General features: G+C 69.2%; 23 protein-coding genes. 10 read left to right on the plus strand and 13 right to left on the minus strand.

All coding sequences use genetic code 11. From position 1 onward, the window contains the following. Positions 1 to 4: 4 nt before the first annotated feature. From NQ151_RS04630 to NQ151_RS04640, 3 genes are read right to left on the minus strand one after another with little or no spacing between them, the layout of a single operon-like run. Entirely contained in the window at positions 5 to 772 is a 768-nt protein-coding gene (locus tag NQ151_RS04630; protein WP_257527147.1) for an LLM class flavin-dependent oxidoreductase, read from the minus strand. Between the two features lie 43 nt (positions 773 to 815). Then, positions 816 to 1,274: a DUF3817 domain-containing protein gene (locus NQ151_RS04635; protein ID WP_257527148.1), complete on the minus strand. Its 459-nt coding sequence runs from the start codon at positions 1,272 to 1,274 to the stop codon at positions 816 to 818. A 20-nt stretch (positions 1,275 to 1,294) separates the two neighbouring features. Continuing rightward, on the minus strand, positions 1,295 to 1,726 hold the full coding sequence (locus NQ151_RS04640; protein WP_257508377.1) for a MarR family winged helix-turn-helix transcriptional regulator: 432 nt from the start codon (positions 1,724 to 1,726) through the stop codon (positions 1,295 to 1,297). An 84-nt stretch (positions 1,727 to 1,810) separates the two neighbouring features. Here NQ151_RS04640 and NQ151_RS04645 point away from each other — a divergent pair, with 84 nt between their 5' ends. Continuing rightward, positions 1,811 to 2,314, plus strand: coding sequence for a hypothetical protein (locus NQ151_RS04645; RefSeq protein WP_257527149.1), 504 nt, complete (start codon positions 1,811 to 1,813; stop codon positions 2,312 to 2,314). A gap of 204 nt (positions 2,315 to 2,518) precedes the next feature. Here the strand turns inward: NQ151_RS04645 and NQ151_RS04650 are convergent, their stop codons facing one another. Together NQ151_RS04650 and NQ151_RS04655 are read right to left on the minus strand one after the other, a co-directional pair. Beyond that, positions 2,519 to 2,809 (minus strand): DUF4287 domain-containing protein, encoded by a 291-nt coding sequence (locus NQ151_RS04650; RefSeq protein WP_257508375.1) that lies wholly within the window; start codon positions 2,807 to 2,809, stop codon positions 2,519 to 2,521. Positions 2,810 to 2,819: 10 nt separating this feature from the next. Further along, entirely contained in the window at positions 2,820 to 3,194 is a 375-nt protein-coding gene (locus tag NQ151_RS04655) for a cupin domain-containing protein (protein WP_257527150.1), read from the minus strand. A 172-nt stretch (positions 3,195 to 3,366) separates the two neighbouring features. On the opposite strand from NQ151_RS04655, the gene NQ151_RS04660 reads away from it, so the two are divergent. Continuing rightward, positions 3,367 to 3,738 (plus strand): VOC family protein, encoded by a 372-nt coding sequence (locus tag NQ151_RS04660; protein WP_257508373.1) that lies wholly within the window; start codon positions 3,367 to 3,369, stop codon positions 3,736 to 3,738. A 28-nt stretch (positions 3,739 to 3,766) separates the two neighbouring features. Here the strand turns inward: NQ151_RS04660 and NQ151_RS04665 are convergent, their stop codons facing one another. The 5 genes from NQ151_RS04665 to nrdH form a co-directional block, all read right to left on the minus strand. Further along, the gene (locus NQ151_RS04665; protein WP_257527151.1) at positions 3,767 to 5,287 is read right to left on the minus strand and encodes an ATP-dependent DNA ligase; all 1,521 of its coding nucleotides are present in this window, start codon (positions 5,285 to 5,287) and stop codon (positions 3,767 to 3,769) included. Between the two features lie 215 nt (positions 5,288 to 5,502). Next, on the minus strand, positions 5,503 to 6,477 hold the full coding sequence (nrdF, locus tag NQ151_RS04670) for a class 1b ribonucleoside-diphosphate reductase subunit beta (RefSeq protein ID WP_257527152.1): 975 nt from the start codon (positions 6,475 to 6,477) through the stop codon (positions 5,503 to 5,505). A 51-nt stretch (positions 6,478 to 6,528) separates the two neighbouring features. Further along, positions 6,529 to 8,685 (minus strand): class 1b ribonucleoside-diphosphate reductase subunit alpha, encoded by a 2,157-nt coding sequence (nrdE, locus tag NQ151_RS04675; protein WP_257508367.1) that lies wholly within the window; start codon positions 8,683 to 8,685, stop codon positions 6,529 to 6,531. Next, positions 8,667 to 9,101, minus strand: a complete 435-nt coding sequence (gene nrdI / locus NQ151_RS04680; protein ID WP_257508366.1) for a class Ib ribonucleoside-diphosphate reductase assembly flavoprotein NrdI — start codon at positions 9,099 to 9,101, stop codon at positions 8,667 to 8,669. The genes nrdE and nrdI overlap by 19 nt, the downstream gene beginning before the upstream one ends. 52 nt (positions 9,102 to 9,153) lie before the next feature. Beyond that, positions 9,154 to 9,387, minus strand: coding sequence for a glutaredoxin-like protein NrdH (nrdH, locus tag NQ151_RS04685; RefSeq protein ID WP_257508365.1), 234 nt, complete (start codon positions 9,385 to 9,387; stop codon positions 9,154 to 9,156). A gap of 343 nt (positions 9,388 to 9,730) precedes the next feature. Here nrdH and NQ151_RS04690 point away from each other — a divergent pair, with 343 nt between their 5' ends. Further along, positions 9,731 to 10,936 (plus strand): MFS transporter, encoded by a 1,206-nt coding sequence (locus NQ151_RS04690; protein ID WP_257527153.1) that lies wholly within the window; start codon positions 9,731 to 9,733, stop codon positions 10,934 to 10,936. Positions 10,937 to 10,942: 6 nt separating this feature from the next. On the opposite strand, the gene NQ151_RS04695 is transcribed toward NQ151_RS04690, so the two are convergent. Next, on the minus strand, positions 10,943 to 11,347 hold the full coding sequence (locus NQ151_RS04695; RefSeq protein WP_257508363.1) for a pilus assembly protein CpaE: 405 nt from the start codon (positions 11,345 to 11,347) through the stop codon (positions 10,943 to 10,945). 63 nt (positions 11,348 to 11,410) lie between these two features. On the opposite strand from NQ151_RS04695, the gene NQ151_RS04700 reads away from it, so the two are divergent. The 6 genes from NQ151_RS04700 (at position 11,411) to NQ151_RS04725 (ending at position 16,602) form a co-directional block, all read left to right on the plus strand. After that, positions 11,411 to 12,166, plus strand: coding sequence for an alpha/beta fold hydrolase (locus NQ151_RS04700; RefSeq protein ID WP_257527154.1), 756 nt, complete (start codon positions 11,411 to 11,413; stop codon positions 12,164 to 12,166). After that, on the plus strand, positions 12,163 to 13,335 hold the full coding sequence (locus NQ151_RS04705; RefSeq protein WP_257527155.1) for an acyl-CoA dehydrogenase family protein: 1,173 nt from the start codon (positions 12,163 to 12,165) through the stop codon (positions 13,333 to 13,335). The genes NQ151_RS04700 and NQ151_RS04705 overlap by 4 nt, the downstream gene beginning before the upstream one ends. Positions 13,336 to 13,356: 21 nt before the next feature. Next, positions 13,357 to 14,628: a DUF445 domain-containing protein gene (locus NQ151_RS04710; RefSeq protein WP_257527156.1), complete on the plus strand. Its 1,272-nt coding sequence runs from the start codon at positions 13,357 to 13,359 to the stop codon at positions 14,626 to 14,628. Positions 14,629 to 14,641: 13 nt separating this feature from the next. After that, on the plus strand, positions 14,642 to 14,992 hold the full coding sequence (locus NQ151_RS04715) for a gamma-glutamylcyclotransferase (protein ID WP_257508359.1): 351 nt from the start codon (positions 14,642 to 14,644) through the stop codon (positions 14,990 to 14,992). After that, positions 14,989 to 15,456 (plus strand): SixA phosphatase family protein, encoded by a 468-nt coding sequence (locus NQ151_RS04720; protein WP_257508358.1) that lies wholly within the window; start codon positions 14,989 to 14,991, stop codon positions 15,454 to 15,456. The genes NQ151_RS04715 and NQ151_RS04720 overlap by 4 nt, the downstream gene beginning before the upstream one ends. Before the next feature lie 90 nt (positions 15,457 to 15,546). After that, entirely contained in the window at positions 15,547 to 16,602 is a 1,056-nt protein-coding gene (locus tag NQ151_RS04725) for a 2,3-butanediol dehydrogenase (protein ID WP_257527157.1), read from the plus strand. Between the two features lie 8 nt (positions 16,603 to 16,610). On the opposite strand, the gene NQ151_RS04730 is transcribed toward NQ151_RS04725, so the two are convergent. Next, entirely contained in the window at positions 16,611 to 17,432 is an 822-nt protein-coding gene (locus NQ151_RS04730; RefSeq protein ID WP_257527158.1) for an SDR family NAD(P)-dependent oxidoreductase, read from the minus strand. A gap of 9 nt (positions 17,433 to 17,441) precedes the next feature. Beyond that, positions 17,442 to 17,918, minus strand: coding sequence for a YbaK/EbsC family protein (locus NQ151_RS04735; protein ID WP_257508355.1), 477 nt, complete (start codon positions 17,916 to 17,918; stop codon positions 17,442 to 17,444). 23 nt (positions 17,919 to 17,941) lie between these two features. Between NQ151_RS04735 and NQ151_RS04740 the strand changes: the two genes are divergently transcribed. After that, on the plus strand, positions 17,942 to 18,385 hold the full coding sequence (locus NQ151_RS04740; RefSeq protein WP_257527159.1) for a pyridoxamine 5'-phosphate oxidase family protein: 444 nt from the start codon (positions 17,942 to 17,944) through the stop codon (positions 18,383 to 18,385). Positions 18,386 to 18,460 lie beyond the last annotated feature (75 nt).

The following is an 18,460-nucleotide window of genomic DNA, read 5'->3' on the forward strand; positions in this document are numbered from 1 at the left end:
GCAATCACGGCGTCAGGGTGCGTGCGACCTGCTCCGTGAATTCCCGGTAGGCCGCCGGATCGGCGGCGGGGACGATGGCACGCAGCACCACTTCGTCGACACCGCCGCGGTAGGCCGCGACGACCTCGCGCAGGTCGGCGGAGCTGTCGATCACCGTCTGCTCGGCGGCGAATCCGAGTCGCGCGAAGTTGGCCGCGTAGGCGGGGAACCCGCCGTACCGGGCGGTCTCCGCCGCGAGTGGCCCGTCCGCGTCCGGATGAAGCGACGTACGCACGTATAGCGCGACGTGCGCGTCGGGAGCGGCGGCGTGCGCGGCGCGGGCCTGCTCCGCCGCGGCCGCGGGTGTCAGCCAGCTCAGCAGCAACCCGTCCGCCGTCGTCGCGCCCAGTCCGCGCATGCGCGGGCCGAGAGCGCCCACCACGACGCGCGCCTGCGTCCCGGCGCGCAGCATCCGGGCAGCACCCGCCACGGCATCCAATGCACCCGTCCTCAGCTGACCGGACCCGATGCCCAGCACCAGCCGGTGCTGCGGGAGGGCGAGGCGATCGACCTCCCGCAGGATCTCCGCGGCAGGCCGCCGGTCGATCGGCAGCACGCCGGTCGCGAGCACGAGATGCTCGGATGCCGCGGCGGCGGCCGCGAGCACCTCGAGGGCGTCGGCGCCGGGGGTGTCGTTGACCCACAGGCCGTGGAAGCCGGCGCGCTCCAGGAGGGGTGCGAGTTCGGCCGCGACCCCCGGGCCTGCGGCGGCGGCGATGCCGATCGACAGCATGTCAGCTCCTTCTCTGGGGGGGCGCGGTGCCCGCGTGGTGGGTTCAGCGTCCGGGCGGGCCGACGATCAGCAGCACCGTGAAGACCACGGCCACGCCCAGGGCGAGCGCGACGGCGAACAGCAATGGATGCCGCAGCAGCGTGCGGAACAGCCGGTCGTGCCAGGTGCCATCGCGGGGGTCGGCCGTCTCGTCGGGGCGCCAGGTGCCCGCCAGACGCCCGGTGCGCTGCAGCCAGATCTCGGCGGGGATGGTGGCGTACGGGATCACGGCGGCGGCGATGGCGACCGTGGCCGGCCACGGCGACCAGCGGTTGTTCTTCGCGACGACGACGGCGGTCACCGCGTACGACAGGAAGACGAACCCGTGCACCCCTCCCCCGATCGACACGGCGATGTCCAGGTCCGCGGTGGCCCGCAGCACCAGCCCGGCGATCAGCAGTGTCCACGACACGGCCTCTGCGATCGCGAGAGTGCGGAACAGAGCGAGTGGCGTGCGGAACATACCTTCAGCCTACCTGAAGGCTAGGCGGCCGGCGGCGCTTCACCGAAGGGCCGCTCGTGCAGCCCCTGCAGCGCGGCGGCCAGACCCGGAAGGGTCGCGGTGAAGGTGACGTCCAGGTCCGCCACGAGCGCCTCGGCGCTGTCGAGGGCGCGCTGGCCCTTCTTCGTCACGCGCAGGTCGGATGCCGCGCCGGCGTGAGCCGTGGCATCCGTCACCATCCCCGCACTGGCGAGGGCGCGCACGGCCGTGTGCGCGGTCTGCACCGTGATCTGGCTGCGGCGGGCCAGTTCACTGAAGGAGATGCCGGGCTCTGCGCCGACGTGGGCGAGCAATCCGTACTTGCGCGTCGTGAGTCCGACCGACTTCAGAGCGGCACCCAGTCGCGCATCCCAGATGGCAGACACCGTCAGCAGCGAGATGACAGGACTGAAAGGGGGGCGTTCAGCGTTCATCGCGATTCCTCCCTCGAATAGACCAATACTCCCGATGCTATCGACCTGGAGCGAGTGGGCTTGACGAGCGGCCATGATTGAGGAATGACTCGCCCCCTGAGCCCCGCCATCGCGGTTCTGACCGCAACCGCCCTCATTGTGCTGCCGCCGATCGCGCTGGTGTTCAAGCTCGGTTCGGCGGGCTGGGTCATGCTCGCACTCGTCATCACTGCACCGCTGTGGCTCATCGGCTATGGCGTGCAGATCGCCGCCGCCGTGAACGGGTACCTCACGCCGCGCGCCGTGTTGCGGGAGCGACCTGCCGCCCTGCGCGGACTGATCGCCGCCTGGGCGACGAGCATCGCCGTGGTGCTCGTCGGTCTGTTCCTCGTCGACGGTGGCGACACCGGCCCCGGAGGATCGACCTTCATGCTGTGGACCGGACAGGCCGGTGACCGCGCAGCATCCGAGCTGTCCTCCGGTGTCTCCTCGCTGGCAGCGTTCGTCTGGATCGCCGGGTGGCTCTGGCTCGTCGTGGAGTGGATCGCCGCGCTCGTCGCGCGCCGCCGGGCCACGCGCGCCGCGCGCGTGCCTGCCACGGTCGGCTGAGCCCGACCCATCCCGCGGGTCCGCGGCCCACCGACGTCGGAATTCAGGCTGAGCCGCCCGCTCGGGCGGATTTCGGCCCCGCCGGCGCTCGTGAGCCTGAATTCCGACGCCGCCGCCGCCCTCGCATCTCTCCCAGGGCCGCTGAGTCACCGGGCAGCTGCTGCAGACCGACGGTGGTTCTCGGCCCGGTTCTGATCCGCCGCGTCAGGGATGCGGGTTGGTAGCCGCTCCGTCGAGCCACAGCGTGTCGGTCGGGTCTGCGTGCGTGGCGCCGCTACCGACGTGCTTCGCACTGATCTGCGGCCCCTTCGTGATGACGTGGACCATCGCCATGGCGTGCCCTCGCCCGAGTCCGTAGTCATCGGCGAGCCACTGCACGATGGGACCGGCAGGGCTCGACGAATTGAAACCCTTCTCCCCTGCGATCTCCACCAGCTGCCGCGGGGTGAGCCCGGTCTTCTTCTCGACGGCGTCGAGGTAGGCCTGGAAAGACATGTGCACTCCTTCAGTCGGTCAGCGAGGGGATGTCGAGCGTGCCGCGGGAGTCCCACCACTCCTGGATGATCACCGGCGACGCGTGCATGCAGACGATCCGCAGCCGCGACGTGCCGCAGTTGACGAAGCGATGCCAGGTCCACAGCTGCGCGGTCACGGTGTCCCCCGCCGTCGCGCGCATGACGCGATCGCCGATCGTCACGTCGGCCTCGCCCTCCAGCACGATCCAGGTCTCGGTGTACGGATGTCGGTGCAGCTCCGGGCCCTGACCGGGGTCGTTGTCGACGAAGAAGTACGACAGGCTTGCGCCGTGCTCGCGCCCGACGAACCGCCGGGTGCGGCCGCTGCCGATCCGCAGCACCTCGGCGGGGATCGGTTTCAGCATCTCGTCCATCGTCCCTCCCGGTGCGTCGTCGCTGCTCCGAGGGTGGCATACACGGTCCCACGACCCAAGACCCGATCTGGCCACGCCCTCTCCAGGACAGCATGTGTCCGGATCCGCGCGTAGCGTGACCGGCACAGCGATCCCGACGGGATCCCAGGCTGAGGGGGACGCCATGGACTGGAAGATCGAGCTCATCTTCGTGCCGGTGACGGACGTCGACCGCGCGAAGGACTTCTACGTGAAGATCGGCTTCCATGCCGACCACGACCAGGTTCCGTACGAGGGTCTGCGGTTCGTGCAGCTGACCCCGCCGGGGTCGGCGTGCTCGATCGCGTTCGGCACCGGGCTGGGCTCGCGTATGGAACCGGGCAGCCAGGACTCCATCCAGGTCGTCGTGGCGGATGCCGACGCGGCGCTGGCCCAGCTTCGCGCTGCCGGGGTCGAGGCCCGGGGTGTCGATGAGCAGGCGTGGGGACGATTCGTGACGTTCGACGACCCGGACGGGAACACCTGGACGCTGCAGCAGCTGCCGCCCCGGGACTGACCCCGGCGGCGCGCGAGACGCCGCCCCGCTACCGCAACAGCCCGCGCAAAGTCTGGATCGTGTCGGCATCCTCGGCGCGCTTGTCGCCGCGGTAGGCCTTGACGCGCGCGAAACGCAGCGCGATCCCCCCGGGGTACCGGGGCGAGCGTTGCACGCCGTCGATCGCGATCTCGACGACCGTGACCGGTTCGACCCACACCGTGTTCGGGGTGCGGTGGGTCGCGATCGTCGGGAAGTGCTCGGTCTGCCAGCGCAGCGTGGCATCCGTGAGGCCCTTGAAGGTCTTGCCGACCATCACGAATCCCCCTGGCTCGCCGAACTCGCCATCGGGGTCGAGGGCACCCAGGTGGAGGTTGGAGAGCATCCCCGCACGACGCCCCGATCCGCCCTCGACGGCGAGCACGACGAGATCGAACGTGTGGACGGGCTTGACCTTCAGCCAGCTCGATCCGCGACGGCCCGCCGCATAGGTCGAGTCGATCGCCTTGACGACGACGCCCTCGTGTCCGGCGGCGAGGGCATCGCGGCTGACCCGCTCGGCGACCTCGGGGTCGGACGTGATCTCGCCTCGGATGCGGTGAGCCGGAGCGATGCGGGCGAGCTCGTCCAGCCGCGTGCGCAGCGGCTCATCGATCAGATCCCGGCCGTCGAGGTGCAGCACATCGAAGAACCACGGATGCAGCACGAGCTCGCGGGCGACCTCGGCACCGAACCGCGACATCGTCTCCTGGAAGGGACGCGGCGCGTCGTCCTCATCGAGGGCGAGGGTCTCGCCGTCGAGCACCACGTCGCGCACCGGCATCGCCCGCACGATGTCGACGATCTCGGGCAGGCGATGAGTGATGTCGGCGAGGTTACGGGTGAAGATGCGCACGTCGTCGCCGCTGCGGTGCACCTGGATGCGCGCGCCGTCGAGCTTGTACTCCACGGATGCCTCACCCACTGCGGCCAGCGCCTCCGCCGCCGTGGCTGCGGTGCTCGCAAGCATCGGCAGCACGGCGCGCCCCACGACCAGACCGGTCCCCGCCAGCTCGGCCTCGGTGCCGTGAAGGGCGATGCGCGCCGTCTCGCCGAGGTCGCCCGACAGCATCGCCGCGCGCCGCACCGTGGCGATGGGGCGCTCCGCGGCGGCGGCGATCGCCTCGGTGACGACGCCCTCGAGTGCGCCGGTGCGCACGTCCCCCAGCAGCGCGCCGCGCAGGAAGTCCTGCTCCCGCGCCGTCGCACGGCCGAGCAACCCGGTGAGCACCGAGGAACGGCGTAGGGCCGAACCCTCACCGGATGCCGACGCCAGCGCATCGAGCGTGGCGTCGACGTCGGCGATCGTGAGGGTCGGTTCCGCCGCCGGCTCGCCCGCTGCGGAGGCCAGGCCGCGCCACCCGACGCCGATGCGTCCCTGGCGCGGCTTGCCCAGCATCAGACCGAGGGCCGGGGCGAGTTCATCCGCCTCGAGGCGCCGCAACAGGCCCGCGAGCGACTCGACCTTCGCCCGCCGGGAGCGCGTGGCCGCCACGGCTTCGGCGGTGTCGACGAGGTCGGTGAGCAGCATGCAGCAAGTCTGCCAGCGGCATCCGACGCTCATCGAGGGGCTTGCTGCACCTGCGCATGCGAAAACCGACGCGCTCAGGGCCGTTCGTGCCGCTTCCCCGCACCCCAAGCGACAACAACTGCCACCTGAAGCGACGCGTGAGGGCGACACCGAAAAGCCCCGGCCGACACCTCGCGAGGAGGGTCGACCGGGGCTTTTCGCGAAGCGATGAAAGGCTAGAAGTCCCAGTCCTCATCTGCGGTGGCCTCGGCCTTGCCGATGACATAGGACGAACCCGACCCGCTGAAGAAGTCGTGGTTCTCGTCCGCGTTCGGGGACAGCGCCGACAGGATCGCGGGGTTCACATTCGTCGTCGTGGCCGGGAACATCGCCTCGTAACCGAGGTTCATCAGCGCCTTGTTGGCGTTGTAGTGCAGGAACTTCTTGACGTCCTCGGTCAGGCCGACCGAGTCGTAGAGGTCCTGCGTGTACTGCATTTCGTTCTCGTAGAGCTCGTACATCAGCGAGAAGGTGTAGTCCTTGATCTCGTCCCGCTTGGCCTGGTCGACCCGCTCGAGCCCCTTCTGGAACTTGTAGCCGATGTAGTAGCCGTGCACGGCCTCGTCGCGGATGATGAGGCGGATGAGGTCGGCGGTGTTGGTCAGCTTCGCCCGCGACGACCAGTGCATCGGCAGGTAGAAGCCCGAGTAGAACAGGAAGCTCTCCAGCAGAGTGGATGCCACCTTGCGCTTGAGCGGCTCGTCGCCCCGGTAGTACTCCATGACGATCTGAGCCTTCTTCTGAAGGTTCGGGTTCTCCACGGACCAACGGAAGGCCTCGTCGATCTCCTTCGTCGAGCACAGCGTCGAGAAGATCGACGAGTAGCTCTTCGCGTGCACCGACTCCATGAACGCGATGTTCGTGTAGACGGCTTCCTCGTGCGGGGTGATCGCGTCGGGGATGAGCGAGACCGCACCGACGGTGCCCTGGATGGTGTCCAGCAGCGTCAGGCCGGTGAACACCCGCATCGTGAGCGTCTGCTCCTCGGGGGTGAGCGTGTTCCACGACTGGATGTCGTTGGACAGCGGCACCTTCTCGGGAAGCCAGAAGTTGTTCACCAGGCGATTCCAGACCTCGAGGTCCTTGTCGTCTTCGATGCGGTTCCAGTTGATGGCCTGGACGTGGTCCAGCAGCGGCAGTTTTTCGGTCATGTCGATGTCCTTCGTCGTTTCGTCTCGCTGCGTTCGCTCAGTGACCGCGGGTCACAGCATGCAGGAGACGCACTCGGCCATGTCCGTGCCCTCGAGGGCCAGCTGACGCAGACGGATGTAGTAGATGGTCTTGATGCCCTTGCGCCATGCGTAGATCTGGGCCTTGTTGATGTCACGCGTGGTGGCGGTGTCCTTGAAGAACAGCGTCAGCGACAGGCCCTGGTCCACGTGCTGCGTGGCGGCGGCATACGTGTCGATGACCTTCTCGTAGCCGATCTCGTACGCGTCCTGGTAGTACTCCAGGTTGTCGTTCGTCATGAACGGCGCCGGGTAGTAGACGCGGCCGAGCTTGCCTTCCTTGCGGATCTCGATCTTCGACGCGATCGGGTGGATCGAGCTCGTCGAGTTGTTGATGTACGAGATCGAGCCCGTCGGCGGCACGGCCTGCAGGTTCTGGTTGTAGATGCCGTGCTGCTGGATCAGCGCCTTCAGCTCGCGCCAGTCGTCCTGCGTCGGGATCGGGACGCCGGCGAACATCTCCTTGACCTTCTCGGTCTGCGGGACCCACTCCTGCTCGAGGTACTTGTCGAAGAACTCCCCCGACGCGTACGTGGAGTCGGCGAAGCCGTCGAAGGCCGTGCCTCGTTCGATCGCGAGCAGGTTCGACGCCCGGAGGGCGTGGAACAGCACCGTGTAGAAGTAGATGTTCGTGAAGTCCAGGCCCTCTTCGGAGCCGTAGTGGACGTGCTCCCGGGCGAGGTAGCCGTGCAGGTTCATCTGCCCGAGGCCGATCGCGTGGGAGCGGTCGTTGCCGTCCTCGATCGAGCGCACGGAGCGGATGTGGCTCTGCTCGCTCACCGCGGTGAGGGCCCGGATGCTGGCCTCCACCGTCTTGGCGAGGTTGCCGCCGTCCATCGCCAGGGCGATGTTCATCGACCCGAGGTTGCAGGAGATGTCCTTGCCGATCTCCTTGTACGAGAGGTCCTCGTTGTAGGTGGTCGGGGTGTTGACCTGCAGGATCTCCGAGCACAGGTTGGACATGTTGATCCGACCCTTGATCGGGTTGGCCTTGTTCACCGTGTCCTCGAACATGATGTACGGGTAGCCCGACTCGAACTGGATCTCGGCGAGGGTCTGGAAGAACTCGCGCGCGTTGATCTTCGTCTTCTTGATGCGTTCGTCGTCGACCATCTCGCGGTACTTCTCGGTCACCGAGATGTCACCGAAGGGCACGCCGTAGACCTTCTCGACGTCGTACGGCGAGAACAGGTACATGTCCTCACCGTTCTTGGCCAGCTCGAACGTGATGTCGGGGATGACGACACCCAGCGACAGGGTCTTGATGCGGATCTTCTCGTCGGCGTTCTCACGCTTGGTGTCGAGGAAGCGCAGGATGTCGGGGTGGTGCGCCGACAGGTACACCGCGCCGGCGCCCTGACGCGCACCCAGCTGGTTGGCGTAGCTGAAGCTGTCTTCGAGCAGCTTCATGACGGGGATGATGCCGCTGGACTGGTTCTCGATCTGCTTGATCGGCGCACCCGCTTCGCGGATGTTCGACAGCAGCAGCGCCACGCCGCCGCCGCGCTTGGACAGCTGCAGTGCGGAGTTGATGCCGCGGGCGATCGACTCCATGTTGTCTTCGATGCGCAGCAGGAAGCAGGAGACCAGCTCGCCGCGCTGCGCCTTGCCGGTGTTGAGGAACGTCGGGGTCGCCGGCTGGAACCGGCCGGAGATGATCTCGTCGACGTACTCGGTGGCGAGACGCTCGTCACCGTCGGCCAGGCCCAGCGCCGTCATCACGACGCGGTCCTCGAACCGCTCCAGGTAGCGCTTGCCGTCGAAGGTCTTCAGCGTGTAGCTGGTGTAGTACTTGAACGCGCCCAGGAAGGTCTCGAAGCGGAACTTCTTGCCGTAGGCGAAGTCGTTGAGCTGCTTGATGAACTCCATCGAGTACTTCGCCAGCACTGCCGGCTCGTAGTACTCCTTCTCGACGAGGTAGTCGAGCTTCTCCTCGAGGGAGTGGAAGAACACGGTGTTCTGGTTGACGTGCTGCAGGAAGAACTCCCGCGCCGCACGCTTGTCGGCGTCGAACTGGATCTTGCCGTCCGGGCCGTAGAGGTTGAGCATCGCGTTGAGGGAGTGATAATCCATGCCCTCGAATCGCGTGTCCATCTTGAAACCCTTGTCGGTCAGTGCTGCTTCCACCATCGCTCCAGTCCTTCGCCTATGCGATCGACGTCTTCCGGCGTGCCGAACAGTTCCAGCCGATACAAGTGCGGCACGTTGCACTTGCGGCTGATGATGTCTCCGGCGACGCAGAACGCCTCGCCGAAATTGGTATTGCCCGCGGAGATGACTCCGCGGATCAGGCGCCGGTTGTTCTCGTCGTTGAGAAACCGGATCACCTGCTTGGGTACGGCACCCTTCTCCTCGCCCCTGCCCTGACCGCCGCCGTACGTGGGCGTGACCAGGACGAAGGGCTCGTCGACCGCAGGGGCGGCGTCGGACGCGTGCAGGGGAATGCGCACGGCCGGCAGCCCGAGCTTCTCGATGAATCTCGCCGTGTTACCGGACAGGCTGGAGAAGTAGACCAGCAGCGGCGCGTGCGTCGCGGTTGCCTGCATGTCCACCCCCTCCGGTGACCGAGTCCGCGCCGAGGCGCGGGACATCGAGGCCTCAGGCCAGGCGCGTGGCGAGCTCGGCGATCTTGTCGGGACGGAAGCCCGACCAGTGGTCCTCGTCGGTGACGACGACCGGCGCCTGCAGGTAGCCCAGCGACTTGACGTGCTCGAGCGCCGCGGCGTCTTCGGAGACGTCCAGGACCTCGTATTCGATGCCCTTCGAGTCCAGTGCCCGGTAGGTCGCGTTGCACTGCACGCAGGAAGGCTTGGTGTAGACCGTGATCGCCATGTCGACCGTGTTCCCCTCAAAAATCTTCGTTGTCCCCGGCATCTGCTCGCCGGGAGTCCAATACTACATATGGGTGCCGACGTTCAGAAGCACCACAAGGGATAGTAGTTACATCCGTGTAGTTTTCCACCGCTCTCCCCATGTACAACACAGGTTGTCCACCATTTCATCCACAGGACGCGAGATCGTCCGATGCCTGAAAAGGCGCTGAATCACGCGGCTCGCGCAGCCCGCGGCCAGATCCATCCACAGGCAGCACGCTAGAGGCACCCTCCGACATCCACATTCGGTGCGCATCGACCCCTCCGGCGTGTCGCGAGGCGTCGCGGTAGCGTTGACCCACGTGGCGGGATACCGGGATCTTCTGCGCACCCCAGGCGTGGGGCGCATCATGGCGGCGCAGCTGACGGCGCGCTTCCCCAACGGCATGACCAGCCTGGCGATCCTGCTGCATATCGAGCACGTCACCGGTTCCTACGGCGCTGCCGGCCTGGTGCTGGCCGCCACCTCGGTCGGCCAGGCCGTCGCCGGCCCGGTGACCAGCCGCTGGATGGGCGCGTGGGGTATGCGCAAGGTGCTGATCCTCACCACCCTCATCTGCGCCGCCGCGATCAGCGTGCTGGCGCTGGTCCCACTTGTGGTCCCCGGCTACATGGCCGTGGCCCTGCTCGCCGGCCTGTCCACACCCCCCGTGCAGCCGGCGGTGCGCACCATCTATCCCAAGATGGTCAACTCCCGCCAGCTCACGCCGCTGTTCTCCCTCGACGCGTCGCTGCAGGAGATCATCTGGATCATCGCGCCGGTGCTCATCACCTTCATCGCGACGCAGGCGGGAACGGTGCCCGCGCTGGTGTGCATCGTCGTCATCCTGCTCGCCGGCTGCTCCTGGTTCATCGCCTCCCCCGAGCTCGGCCGGGTGCGTATCCCTCGCAGTCGCCGCCGGATCGGCAAGGTGCTGACCAAGCCGGCTGTGCTGCTGGCCACCGCCACCGGATTCCTCCTCATCGGCGCCACGGCAGCCGTGGAGGCCGGGGTCGTTGCCACCTTCGACCACGGCGGCCTCGAAGCCGGGCTCGTCCTGGCGGTGTTCTCGGTGGGCAGCCTCGCCGGCGGGCTCGGGTTCGGGCACATCCCCATCGGGCGCTGGGCGATGGCGCGCCGCTTCGCGATCGTCGCCGCAGGACTGGCGCTGACCATGGTGTCCCTGGACATCTGGTGGCTCGGCGGGTCGCTCCTCATCGCCGGCGTCGGCATCGCCCCGGCTCTGGCGGTCATGTTCGCGATGACCTCGGCGAGTGTGAAGTTCAGCGACACGGCCGAATCGTTCGGCTGGGTCGGCACCGGCCAGCTCATCGGCTCGGCCGCCGGCTCCGCCGTCGCCGGATTCCTCATCGACGGCATCGGCCCTCAGGGCGCGTTCATCGCCGGCGCCGCGTTCGCCGTCGCCGGCGTGCTGGTGTCGGTGCTGTTCGTGCGGGGCTTCCCGGACCTCCGCGGCAAGGACGCCAGCCCCATCCCCGACACCGAACCGGTGTCGATCGTCGCCTGACCGGCGTCAGGCGATGCGGCCGAGCAGGAACAGCACGGCCCGCGCGTAGGCGTCGGCGGGGGCCGGATGCCGGAACGTGTGGCGCGCCCCGGCGACCTCTATCTCCACCTGGAACGTGTCCGGCAGGCGGGTGAGCGCGCGGAAGGTCCCCCGCAGCATCTCCCGCAGCTGCGCCTCGGACGGCAGCCACAGCGCATCCTCGAGCGCGACCGAATCCAGCGCCCACTCGGTCGTGCCGTTGAAGGCCAGCAGCGTCCCGGTGGGAAACATCCGCGGCTCGATCGTCATGTCGCTCACGGTGAAAACATCCGCGTCGAACTCCGGCTCGTCCAGCTGAAAGCGGTCACCGGACCGCGGCCGCCAGACCAGCCCCGCCGCGCGCAGCTCCCGTGCCAGGTCCGTCGAGATCACGTCACCATCATGCCCCGAGTCCGCACCGCGCCAGGCCGTCGTACGCAGTTCTAGGCTGGAACCATGACCGCCCCCGTCACCCTCCCCCGGTACGCGTGGGGCGATCCCGCCGCCTCCCGCCACGCCCTGCTGATCCACGGCCTGGGCTCCAACGGGCCGCTGATGTGGCTGTACGGCACGGCGCTGGCCGATGTCGGCTGGCACGCGACCGCCGTCGACCTGCGCGGCCACGGCACCGCGCCGCGCGCGCTGGACTACTCCATCCCCGCCTACGCGGCGGACGTGACGGCGACGACCCCGGACCACGGCGGGCCGTGGGATCTCGTCATCGGCCACTCCCTCGGCGGTGCCGCGGCCACCGTCGCCGCCGCCGCTGCCCCCGACTGGACCAGGCGGCTGGTCCTCGTCGATCCCGGCATCCAACTTGCCGGCCGCGACCGCTCCATCGTGCGCAACAGCCAGGCGCGGGCGTTCGCCGATCCCACCGCGGCGGCAGTGCGTGCCGAACACCCCGACTGGCATCCGAACGACATCGAACTCAAGGCCCTCGCCGCCCGGCAGGCCAGCATCTGGGCGGTCGAGCAGACCAGCGAGCAGAACGCCGTCTGGGACGTCCGGGACTCGGCGGCCCGGCTGCGGGTGCCCACCCACATCATCGCCAGCGACCCGAAGGTGTACTCGATCTTCAGCGGCAGCCTCGCCGACGAAGTGCTCACCAACCCGCAGATCACGATGTCGGTCGTGACCGGCGCGGGTCATTCGCCGCACCGGGACCAGCCCGCCGACACGGTGCGACACCTGATGGAGGCTCTCGCATGACCTCGTTCGACCCGACCACGGTGCTGCCCGACGACCTGATCGAGCGCATCCGCGCCCGCGCCGCGACGCACGACCGCGACAACACCTTCCCGGAAGACGACCTCGCCGACCTCACCGCCGCCGGCTACCTCGGCGTCCTGGCTCCCACCGAACTCGGCGGGGCGGGCCTGGGCCTGCGCGAAGTTTCGCTGCTGCAGCAGCGTCTGGCCGGCGCCGCACCGGCCACCGCACTGGCCGTCAACATGCACCTGGTGTGGACGGGAGTGGCCAAGGTGCTGCGCGACCGCGGCATCCACGACCTCGATCACGTGCTCGAAGGCGCCGTCGCCGGCGAGGTGTACGCCTTCGGCATCAGCGAAGCCGGCAATGACCTGGTGCTGTTCGGCAGCGACACGGATGCCGCGCCGCGCCCCGACGGCGGATACGCCTTCACCGGGACGAAGATCTTCACCTCGCTCGCCCCGGTGTGGACCCAGCTGGGGCTGCATGGCCTGGACACCACCTCCCCCGACGCGCCGAAGCTCGTCTACGCGTTCGTGCCGCGCACCGAGGAGCAGGGCGGGCGCGTGGTCACCCGCGACGACTGGGACACCGTCGGCATGCGGGGCACACAGTCGCGCACGACCGAACTGCACGGCGCCGTCGCGCCCGCCGATCGCATCGCCCGCCGCATCCCGCCGGGGCCCAACCCCGACCCGATCGTCTTCGGGATCTTCAGCGTGTTCGAGCTGCTGCTGGCCTCCGTCTACACCGGCATCGCCCGTCGTGCGCTGGATGTCGCGGTGGAGACCGCGGGCTGGCGCACCTCGAAGAAGACCGGGAAGACCTACAGCCAGGACCCCGACATCCGCTGGCGCGTGGCCGACATGGCACTGGCCTACGACGCGCTGCCGCCGCAGCTGGACGCGCTGTGCCGCGACGTCGACGAACTCACCGACCACGGTGCGCGCTGGTTCTCGCTGCTGGCAGGCGTCAAGCACCGCGCCGTGACGGCGGCCAAGACCATCGTCGATGACGCCGTGCTGGTCGCCGGCGGGTCGTCGTACTTCGCGACGGCGGAACTGGGCCGGCTGTACCGCGACGTGCTGGCGGGACTGTTCCACCCCTCCGACCCGGAGTCGGCCCATTCCACCGTCGCGACCGCGTGGCTGGGGCCTGTCGGGGGCTGAACCGCGTGCGAGGATGACGACATGTCCCCCACCCCCACCGCGTTGCTGAGCCCGGCCGACCAGGAGCGGCGCCGCGCGCTGCGCGTGATGAAGAACGTGGCGCTGGGGGCGCTGGTGTTCATGGCCGTCGTGTTCGCGGTGTCGTTCCCGCTGCAGCAGGAAGTGCCGTGGCTGGCGTACGTTCGCGCCGCCGCGGAAGGCGGCATGGTCGGCGCGCTGGCCGACTGGTTCGCGGTGACGGCACTGTTCCGGCATCCGCTGGGCATCCCCATCCCGCACACCGCCATCATCCCCAGCCGCAAGGACGAGATCGGGCGCACGCTGGGCGAGTTCGTCGAGACGAACTTCCTCTCCGCCGACGTCGTGCGCACCAAGCTCGAGTCGATGGGCGTGTCCCGGCGCCTGGGCGAATGGCTGGCCCGCCCCGAGCACGCCGATCGCGTCGCCGACGAGGGCTCGGCGATGGTCGCAGGTGTCCTGCGCGCGCTCAGCGACAGCGATGTGCAGGATCTGATCACCGACATCGCCCGCGAGCACGTGATCGCCCCGGAGTGGGGTCCGCCGCTGGGCGGCTGGCTCGAGCGACTGGTGGATGCCGGTGCGCATCACGGTGCCGTCGACCTCGCCGCCGACACCATCGCGGCCTGGCTCGAGGTCAACCGCGCCTCGTTCGACGGTCTCGTGTCCCGCCGCCTGCCGTCGTGGGTGCCGTCGATGGCACACCGTCTCATCGACGACACGCTCTACAAGGAGGCCGTCACCTTCGTCCGCGCCGTGCAGGACGACCCAGGCCACCCCGCCCGTCGCGCTGTCGACCAGTACTTGGAACGCCTCGCCGACAACCTGCAGCACGACCCGGCGACCATCGGCCGCTTCGAAGACGCCAAGGGCGGCGTGTTCGACTCGCCGCGGGTGCGGGAGCTGGCCGCCGAAGCGTGGAACACCACCAAGGCGGGCCTGCTCACGTCGCTGGCCGATCCCGCCAGCGCCCTGCGCCAGCGCGCCACGCAGGCCCTCGTGGATGCCGGCGCGCGCCTGTCCACCGACCCGGCGCTGCAGCACCGCGTCGACACCTGGGTGACCGACGGCGCGGTGTTCCTCGTCGACCGCTACCGCCACGACATCGCCTCGATCATCACCGAGACCGTGGAGAAGTGGGACCCGGCCGAGACGACGGAGAAGATCGAGCTCATGGTCGGCCGCGACCTGCAGTACATCCGCCTCAACGGAACCATCGTCGGGGCACTGGCCGGACTGCTCATCTTCACCATCGCGCACGCCCTCGTCGGCTAGGTAGCCTGGGCGCATGGGAGAGACGGGCGAACTGCTGTTCAGCTACGGATCGCTCGGCGGCGGCGAGATTCAGCTCGACACATTCGGTCGCGTCGTGCACACCGAGCAGGACGTCCTGCCCGGCTACGTCGCCGAACCCCGCGCGCGAGCGGACCCTCTGCTCGCCGAGCGCATCGGCCCCATCGCGCAGCGAGTGCTGCGGGAGACCCGCGACCCACGCGACAAGGTCATCGGCAGGCTGCTGGTGCTCACCGCAGCCGAGCTGGACGCCGCGGACGAGCTGGTCACGCCGCTGCTGCGACGGATGCCCGTGACGCTGGCGAGCGGGCGCGTCGCCTGGGTGTACGTGGCGGCGGGATCATGATCCGTCTCGGGTTGGTACGGCACGCCAAGAGCGACTGGGGTCACCCGCAGCTGGACGACCACGACCGGCCGCTGAACGCCCGCGGCCTGCGGGATGCGCCGGTCATGGCCGCGCGCCTGGCCGACAGCGGATTCTCTCCGGATGTGATCGTGGCCTCGACGGCGCTGCGGGCGCGGACGACGGCGCAGTTCTTCGGAGAGCAGTTCGCGGTGCAGCCCCGCCTGCTCCCGGAGCTGTACGGCGCCTCGGCCGACGAACTGCTGGAGGTTGCGGCGCGGCAGGGCGCGGCATCCGTCCTCGTCGTCGCGCACGATCCGGGGATGAGCGCGCTGGCGGGGCGGCTGAGCGACGAGATCGGGCACATGCCCACCTGCGCGGTGGCGACCTTCACGTGGGACCAGGACGACTGGGACGTCGCCACGGCGCTCGCGCCCGACGACTGGACATTCGACACTCCCCGCTGAACGGTGCCGATCGGGTGCTGCGCAAGTGGGTCGACAGCGCCCTGCAGCGGACGTAGGCTCCCCCGCGTTACCGAGGAAAGGACCGCACGCATGCGCGCTGCACGCTTCCACAAGAAAGAGGACCTCCGAGTCGAGCAGGTCGACGAACCGACGCCGGGGCCCGGGGAGGTCAAGCTGCGCAACGCCTACTCCGGCATCTGCGGCTCAGACCTGCACGTGTACTACACGCCGGAGGCGGCGGGGGTCGACCTGGAGCATGCGCACCCGCTCACCGGCGCCAAGCCGCCGCAGATCCTCGGGCACGAGTTCGCCGGCACCGTCGTGGAGCTGGGCGAGGGCGTGGAAGGGATCTCGGTCGGCGACCGTGCCGCGGTGTGGCCGGTGTACTACTGCGGGGAGTGCCCCGCGTGCCGCAAGGGCATGTACAACATCTGCCAGAAGATCGGCTTCCACGGGCTGACCTCGCACGGCGGCGGGATGGCGGAGTTCACCACCGTCCCCGCCTCGATGCTGCACGTGCTGCCCGACAGCGTCGATCTGCGCATGGGCGCTCTCGTCGAGCCGATGGCCGTCGCGTGGCACGCCGTCGCGCAGGTCGAGGTGCCCGCGGGCGGCACGGCCCTGATCGCCGGGGCAGGACCCATCGGCATCGGCGTGTGGTTCGCGCTGCGTGCGCGGGGCGTGGAACGCGTGCTCGTCTCGGAGCCCAGCGCCGAGCGTCGGGCGATCGTCGAGGCACTGGGGGCGACGACCGTCGACCCCGTCGAAGGCGACCTCGCCGCCGCGGTGGCCGAACTCACCGGCGGCGATGGGGTGGACGTCGCCTTCGACGCCGCCGGAGTCGGTGCGGCGATCACCTCCGGGGTGACGAGCCTGACCCCCGGCGGCCGGCTCGTCGTGGTCGCGGTGCACGAACGGCCGATGGAATTCCTGCCGACGCAGCTCGTGATGTCCGAGACCGGAATCGTGGGGAGCCTGGCGTACCTGCCGGCGGACTTCGACGCCGTCATCGCGGCGATGGCCGACGGGGCCTACGACACCACCGGCTGGGTGGAGGAGGTCGACCTGGCAGATGTGGTCGACGCGTTCCAGCGGCTGCGCTCCGGTGCCGGCGCGAAGATCCTGGTGCGCGCCTCGGCATCCTGACGTTCGGGTCAGAGACCGACCATCTCGGCGCTGCGCTCCCAGAGCGCACGGCCGAGCATCGGGTCGTCCGCGAGCGTGCTCGTGCGGGCGACCCGGTTGCGCTCGTAGTACTGGCCCGGCTGCCAGTCCACCCCGGGGGTGCCCAGGGCGAGCCAGGTCAGGCGCGAGCCGCCGGTTTCAGCCGAGGTCATCAGGCGCTTGGTGACCGGGTTGGTGTAGACGAAGCGCCACGCTCCGGAGGATGCCGCGGCGAAGCTCGTCGCGACGGCACCGGGGTGAAACGCCACGGCGTTGACCCCCTCGCTCCCCCACCGGCGCTGCAGTTCCTTCGTGAACAGCACGTTGGCCAGCTTGGCGTTGCCGTACGCCGCGCTGGCGGAGTAGTGGCGCTGCGCCTGCAGGTCGTCGATGTCGAAACGGGCGAAGCGCCGCGCCGCGACACTCGAGGTCTGGATGACCGATGCCCCGCTCTCGGCGAGCCGCGGGTGCAGCAGCGCGGTGAGCAGGAACGGGGCGAGGTGGTTCACCTGGAAGGTGATCTCGAACCCGTCGCCGGTGAGGGTGCGCTCCCCGAAGATGCCGCCGGCGTTGTGGGCGAGCACGTCGATCCGCGGGTAGGTCTCCAGCAGGTCGGCTGCCAGCTGGCGCACCTGCGCCAGGTCGCTGAAGTCGGCGATGTGCCAGGGTGCCCCGATCGGCTCGGCGACCGCGCGGGTCTTGCCGGGGTCGCGGCCGACGACGACGACCCGTTCCCCCGCGTCGTGCAGCTGACCGGCGGCGGCGGCGCCGATGCCGTCGCTGGCACCGGTGATCACGATCGTGCGTGGCATGGCAGTCCCTCAGTCGACTTTGGTGACTCGGCCGCCGGTGAGGGCGACGAGCTGGTGGAAGGTCAGCGGGAACACCGTATGCGGCGTGCCCCCGGCGGCCCAGATCTCCGCATACCCGGCGAGGTCTTCGTCGACGACGGTGTCCAGCGGTGCGGGGTGCCCGGTGGGCGCGACGCCCCCGATCGCCTGACCGGTGGCATCCCTCACCTGCTCGGGTGTCGCGCGCTGGATCTTCTCCCGGCCCAGCCGGGCGGCGAGCGCGGCGGTGTCCACTCGGTGGGCGCCGCTGGTCATCACCAGCAGGGGTGCGCCGTCGGACCAGAACACGAGGCTGTTGGCGATGGCGCCGACCTCGACGCCCAGGGCGGCTGCAGCCAGTGGGGCGGTGGCAGCGGCATCCGGCAGCACGACGATGTCGCCGGGGATGCCGGCGGCGCGCAGCGCGTCGTGGACGAGTCGGCTGCGAATCGGCAGGTGCGAAGTCACAACCCCCACCCTAGAGTCAGCGCATGGACGACGTGTTCGACGCCGAAAACCCCGCTCATGCCACCTCGCTCGCCCGTCTGGAGACCGAGCTCATCGCGTGGCTGATCACGACGACGGCCGACGGCAGGCCGCACCCCGCCCCGGTGTGGTTCTTCTGGCACGACGGGGTGATCTCGATCGTCAGTGAGCCCGACACCATCAAGATGAAGCACCTGCGGCGTGGCTCGCAGGCCGTCCTGCACCTGGATGCCGGCGGCCCGTTCGGCGACGACATCCTGGTGCTCCGCGGCGACGTGCGGATCACGCCGAACGGGACGGGCGAATGGCTCGAGCGGTTCCGGGAACCGTTCGTGAAGAAGTACGACGCGGCGATAGCGAACTTCGGCATGCCCCTGGACAAGTACGGCGAGACGTACTCGACGCTGCTCGAGTTCACGCCCACGCGCGTCATCGCCTGGGGCGCCTGACCCCTCGCTTCCCGTCGCGGCGTCGGAATTCAGTCTCACGAGCACCCGGGGTGTCTTCCCGCCCCCTCCCGCGCT

Source organism: Microbacterium sp. zg-YB36 (genome assembly GCF_024623575.2).
In the GTDB taxonomy this organism is placed as follows: domain Bacteria; phylum Actinomycetota; class Actinomycetes; order Actinomycetales; family Microbacteriaceae; genus Microbacterium.